4 protein-coding genes and 1 pseudogene are annotated in these 6,000 nt (G+C 67.0%); all 5 read left to right on the forward strand.

The genetic code is table 11. The annotated features are described in order from the left end of the window. The first annotated feature begins 60 nt into the window (after window positions 1-60). Window positions 61-1,158 (forward strand): flagellar basal body P-ring protein FlgI, encoded by a 1,098-nt coding sequence (locus tag HMPREF3113_RS07140; protein ID WP_175440335.1) that lies wholly within the window; start codon window positions 61-63, stop codon window positions 1,156-1,158. A gap of 1 nt (window position 1,159) precedes the next feature. Continuing rightward, window positions 1,160-2,374, forward strand: a complete 1,215-nt coding sequence (gene flgJ / locus HMPREF3113_RS07145) for a flagellar assembly peptidoglycan hydrolase FlgJ (protein WP_070471596.1) — start codon at window positions 1,160-1,162, stop codon at window positions 2,372-2,374. 8 nt (window positions 2,375-2,382) lie between these two features. Beyond that, window positions 2,383-4,263, forward strand: a complete 1,881-nt coding sequence (gene flgK / locus HMPREF3113_RS07150; protein ID WP_070471597.1) for a flagellar hook-associated protein FlgK — start codon at window positions 2,383-2,385, stop codon at window positions 4,261-4,263. Next, a complete protein-coding gene (gene flgL / locus HMPREF3113_RS07155; protein ID WP_019184785.1) occupies window positions 4,260-5,468 on the forward strand; it encodes a flagellar hook-associated protein FlgL in 1,209 nt (402 codons plus the stop codon). Before flgK ends, flgL begins: the two co-directional genes overlap by 4 nt. Before the next feature lie 86 nt (window positions 5,469-5,554). Then, window positions 5,555-6,000, forward strand: a pseudogene (locus tag HMPREF3113_RS18925) (flagellin); the annotation flags it as partial.

Here is a 6,000-nt window from a genome sequence, read left to right on the forward strand (position 1 = left end):
CCTGACATGACCTTCTTCCCCTCCCCGTTCCGGCAGCGACGCGCGGCGTCGTTCCACACCATGCGTGCCGTGCTGGCACTGCTGGCCGTGTTCGCGCTGGTCGCGCCCGCCTCCGCCGAACGCATCAAGGACCTGGCCCAGGTCGGCGGCGTGCGTGGCAACGCGCTGGTCGGCTACGGTCTGGTGGTCGGCCTGGATGGCAGCGGCGACCGCACCAGCCAGGCGCCCTTCACGGTGCAGAGCCTGAAGAACCTGCTGGGCGAGCTGGGCGTCAACGTGCCGGCCAACGTCAATCCGCAGTTGAAGAACGTGGCGGCCGTGGCCATCCATGCCGAGCTGCCGCCGTTCGCCAAGCCCGGCCAGCCGATCGACATCACCGTTTCCTCGGTGGGCAACGCGGTCTCGCTGCGCGGCGGCTCGCTGCTGATGGCGCCGCTGCGCGGTGCCGATGGGCAGGTCTACGCCATCGCCCAGGGCAACCTGATCGTCGGCGGCTTCGGTGCGCAGGGCAAGGATGGCTCGCGCGTGTCGGTCAACGTGCCCAGCGTCGGGCGTATTCCCAACGGCGCTACCGTCGAGCGTGCGCTGCCGGATGTGTTCAGCGGCGGTGGCGACATCACCCTGAACCTGCACAAGAACGACTTCACCACGGTCTCGCGGATGGTGGCGGCACTGAACACCGCCTTCGGTGAAGGCGCCGCCCGCGCGATCGATGGCGTCACCGTGGCGGTCAACGCGCCGTCCGATCAGGGCGCGCGCATCGGCCTGCTGGCGCGTATCGAAAACCTGGAACTGACCCCCGGCAGTGCGCCGGCCAAGGTGGTGGTCAATTCGCGTACCGGTACGGTGGTGATCGGCGCGCAGGTGCGCGTGGGCGCTGCGGCGATCTCCCATGGCTCGCTGACCGTGACCATCAACGAGAACGCCAACGTCAGCCAGCCGGGGGCGTTCAGTGGCGGCCAGACCGTGGTGACGCCGCAGTCGACCATCACCGCGACCAACGATGGCAGCCGCATGTTCAAGTTCAACGGCGGCACCACCCTGGATGAAATCGTGCACGCGGTGAATGCCGTGGGCGCGGCCCCGGGCGATCTGATCGCCATCCTGGAAGCCCTCAAGCAGGCCGGCGCGCTCAGTGCCGAACTCGAGGTGATCTGACATGCGCATCCAACCGGCCCTGGAACTCAATCCCGCCCAGCCCAACAGCCCGGCCAAGGTCGACAAGGTTGCCCGCCAGCTGGAAGGCCAGTTCGCGCAGATGCTGATCAAGAGCATGCGCGAGGCGAGCTTCGGTGATTCGCTGTTCCCCGGCGAAAACACCATGTTCCGCGAGATGTACGACCAGAAGATCGCCGATGCGATGACCCGCGGCCGCGGCCTGGGGCTGTCGAGCATGATCGCGCGCCAGCTGGGCGGCGCCGAGGGCGAGACGGCCAAGCCGGTTGATACCACGCTCAACCCGGCTGCGGCGCTGCGTGCCTATCAACTCAATGCACCGGCCGCCGGCATGCCGTTGCCGGCCAGCACCGCGCCGTCCGCGCCACGCGAGGTCGACCTGCTGCAGCAGTTGAACGGCGATGCACCGTCCGCGGTGCTGCAGCCGATGGAACGCGCGCTGGACCTGATTGCCGGCCGTGAAAGCAGCCAGATGCACGAGGCGATCGGCCGCAGCGATCCCTATGCGGCGACCCCTGTGACCGATCCAGCCAGCGCCGACTGGGCCATGGCCGATGACCGCTGGAGCGGCGTCAACCGCACTACGGCCACCGGCCCGAGCGCCGCCGATACCCTGGCGGCCAACACAGCCGCCGCCGAGCTCGGCCCGCACACGCCGGAAGGCTTCGTGGCCAGCATCTGGGGCCATGCGCAGCAGGCCGCGCGCGAACTGGGCGTGGATGCCAAGGCGCTGGTCGCCCAGGCCGCGCTGGAAACCGGCTGGGGCCGCAAGCTGGTCCGCCGCAGTGGCGGTGACAGCTCGCACAACCTGTTCGGGATCAAGGCCAATGGCTGGCAGGGTGAGCGCGCCACCAGCGGCACCCACGAGTACGTCAACGGTGTGCGCCGCAACGAGACGGCGAGCTTCCGCGCCTACAACTCGGTGGGCGAGAGCTTCGCCGACTACGTGCGCCTGCTCAAGACCAGTCCGCGCTACCAGAACGCCCTGCAGGCCGGCAGCAACGTGCGCAGCTTTGCGCAGGGGCTGCAGCGCGCCGGCTACGCCACCGACCCGAACTACGCGGCCAAGATCGCCGCGATCGCCGGCGGCCCGACCATCGAGCGCGCCGTCGCGGCGGTGAGCGATGCCGGCGAGCGCCTGGGCCGCACTTTTGCCAGCACCGCCAGCCCGACCGGGCTGGGTTTCATCCGTCGTTGAGGTAACCCATGTCCAGCGTACTCTCCACCGGCACAAGCGCCCTGCTCGCTTTCCAGCGGGCCCTGGCGACCACCAGCCACAACGTCGCCAACATCAAAACGCCCGGCTACAGCCGGCAGAAGGTGGACTTCGCCACCGCCAACCCGCAGAACTACGGGTATGGCGACGTCGGCAATGGCACCCGCATCACCGATGTCCGCCGCGTGGCGGACCAGCTGGCCATCTCGCGCCTGCTCGATGGCAGCGGTGAGCTGGCGCGCCTGAAGCAGTTGTCCACGATGGCCGACCGGGTCGATGCCATGTTCTCCGACGCCTCCACCAACGTCGCCGGGGTCTGGTCGAACTTCTTCGATTCGGTCAGCGGACTCTCATCCAACGCCTCGGGCAGCGCCGACCGGCAGAACGTGCTGGACAGCGGCAAGACGCTGGCCAACCGCTTCCAGCAGCTCAATACACAGCTCAACAACCTCAATGGCGAGGTCAACAACGGCCTCATCGCCGGCGCCACCGAGATCAACCGGTTGGCCCAGGAGATCGCCCAGCTCAATGGTTCCATCGGCAGCAACGCCGCCACGGCGGCCCCGGACCTGCTCGATCGCCGTGACCAGCTGATCGCCAACCTGGTCGGCTACACCGGCGGCAACGCGGTGATGCAGGACGGCGGCATCATGAATGTCTACACCGCCGGCGGCCAGGCCCTGGTGGTGGGCACCACCGCCTCCAAGGTCACCACCGTCACCGATCCGTACCAGCCCGAGCGGCTGCAGCTGGCGCTGGAGAGCCAAGGCCAGAAGATCAACATTGATGGCAAGACCCTCGGCGGCCAGATCGGTGGCCTGCTGGAGTTCCGCAATACCGTCCTGACCCCGGCCCAGGCCGAGCTGGGCAAGCTGGCGATCGGCATGGCCAGCAGCTTCAACGACGTCCACCGCCAGGGCGCGGATCTGTACGGCAACATGGGCGGCGACTTCTTCGCCATCGGCAACCCACGCATCACCGCCAACAGCAGCAACACCGGCACGGCCAGCATGAGCGCCAGCTTCGGCGACCTCGCCAAGCTGGATGGCCAGAACATTGTGATGAAGTTCGATGGCACCCAGTGGCAGGCCACCCGCGCCGACACCGGCGCCACGATCCCGATGACCGGCACCGGCACCGCAGCCGACCCGCTGGTGCTCAATGGCGTCAGCCTGGTCATGAGTGGTACGCCGGCCAAGGACGACCGCTTCCTGCTGCAGCCCACCGCAGGCGTGGCCGGCAGCATGGAAGTGGCGATCACCGACACCTCGCGCATTGCCGCCGCCGCGCCGATCAAGGGCAGCGCCGCGATGGCCAACACCGGCACCGGCAAGCTCACCGGGGTCAAGGTGACCGATGCCGGCAACCCGGCGCTGCGTAATCCTGCGGCGATCGTGTTCACCAGTGCCACCGAATACACGATCGATGGCGTCGGCCCGAACACCTACACCGCCGGGCAGACCATCACCGCCAACGGCTGGAGCTTCGTGCTGGACGGTGCTCCCAAGCAGGGGGATACCTTCAACATCGGGCCGACCCCGGCCGGTTCTTCGGACAACAGCAATGCGCTGCTGCTGGCCAAAGTCGAAGACGCCAAAACGTTCAACGCAGGCACGGTGACGCTCAGCGGCGCGCTGGGCGGCTTGACCACCCAGGTCGGCGCCGCCGCCCGCTCGGCCGAGTACTCGCTGCAGGCCCAGCAGGTGATCACCGATCAGGCCCAGGCCGCACGCGACTCGATATCCGGCGTGAACCTGGATGAGGAAGCGGCCGACATGCTTCGCCTTCAACAGGCTTACCAGGCTGCATCGCAGCTGATCTCCACCGCCGACACCATGTTCCAGACGATCCTGGGAGCCGTACGCTCATGAACAACCGCATCTCCACCGGCATGATGTTCAACCAGTCGGTTTCGCTGATGCTGGCCAAGCAGGCCAAGCTGAACCATCTGGAGAACCAGATCGCCACCGGGAGCAAGATCGTCTCCGCCAAGGACGACCCGGTCTCGGCCGGCGCTGCGGTCGGCCTGGATCGTGTCGTCGCCGGGCTGGAGCAGTTGGGCAAGAACGCCAACAACGTCCAGAACCGCCTCGGCATGCAGGAGAACGCGTTGGCGCAGGTCAACGACCTGATGTCGCGCGCGGTCGAGCTGAGCATCCAGGCCAACAGCCCGGTGCCCAAGAGCAGCGACCTGAAGGCCATCGTCAGCGAGCTGAAGACCATCCAGCAGAGCCTGTTGTCGCTGGCCAATTCCAAGGACGGCAGTGGCCGCTACCTCTTCGGCGGAAACAACGATGCTGACGCCCCCTTCCTGCTCACCGGGGGCAGTGTCAGCTACACCGGTGACCAGAGCCAGCGACAGGTGGAGGTCGCCCCCGGGCAACTGGTATCCGATGCCCTGCCCGGCAGCGACATCTTCATGCGCATCCGCACCGGCGATGGCACGGTGGATGCCAGTGCGAGCGCCGGCAACACCGGCAGCGGTCTGCTGACCTCGGTCAGTCGCGACGGCACAGGCGCGTGGGCAGGCGGTTCGCTGACCGTGCACTTCACCGATGCCGGTGAGGGCGCCTACGAGGTTCTGGACGCCGGCGGCGCCGTGGTCGGCACTGGCACGCATGCTGCCGGGGAAGACATCGTGGTCGCCGGTGTTCGTCTTCGTATCGAAGGCAAGCCCGCTGCCGGCGATGCGTTCAACGTCGGCGATGCGGAGACACGCGACATCTTCTCCACCCTGGACAAGCTGGTCAGCGCGCTGGAAACCGATCCGTCGACCGACAGCGATCGCGCGGCACTGCAGAACACCCTGCAGTCCAGCATCCGCGACATCACCCGCGCATCGGAAAACATGATCGATGCGCGTGCCAAAGGCGGAGCCCAGCTGGCCGCCATCGACAGCGCGGCCAGTGCGCGTGAATCCACCGCTGTCACCGTCAAATCCACGCTGTCGACCATGCGTGACCTCGACTACGCCGATGCCATCGGCCAGTACAAGCTGGAGAGCGCCGCTCTCCAGGCTGCACAGACCATTTTCAGCCAGATGCAATCGATGTCCCTCTTCAACATGATCCGCTGATCCCCCTTCCCTTCCTCTGAATCCACGCAGGGCGCATCCCGCGCCAGACCCACCCGACCCGAATCGAGCACCCACGGAGACGCAACATGGCACAGATCATCAACACCAACACGATGTCGCTGAATGCTCAGCGCAACCTGACCACCAGCAGCAACTCGCTGGCCACCTCCATCCAGCGCCTGTCGTCCGGCCTGCGCATCAACAGCGCCAAGGATGACGCGGCCGGCCTGGCGATCTCCGAGCGCTTCACCACCCAGATCCGTGGCCTGAACCAGGCTGCCCGCAACGCCAACGACGGCATTTCGCTGGCGCAGACTGCTGAAGGCGCGCTGGGCGAAGTCGGCAACAACCTGCAGCGCATCCGCGAGCTGGCCGTGCAGGCCCGCAGCGCCACCAACTCCTCTTCCGATCGCCAGGCGCTGAATGCCGAAGTGCAGTTGCTGAAGCAGGAAATCCAGCGCGTGGCCGAACAGACCACGTTCAACGGCACAAATCTGCTCGACGGCAGCTTCACCAACCAGGCCTTCCAGAT

Source organism: Stenotrophomonas sp. HMSC10F06 (assembly GCF_001807865.1).
GTDB lineage: Bacteria > Pseudomonadota > Gammaproteobacteria > Xanthomonadales > Xanthomonadaceae > Stenotrophomonas > Stenotrophomonas bentonitica_A.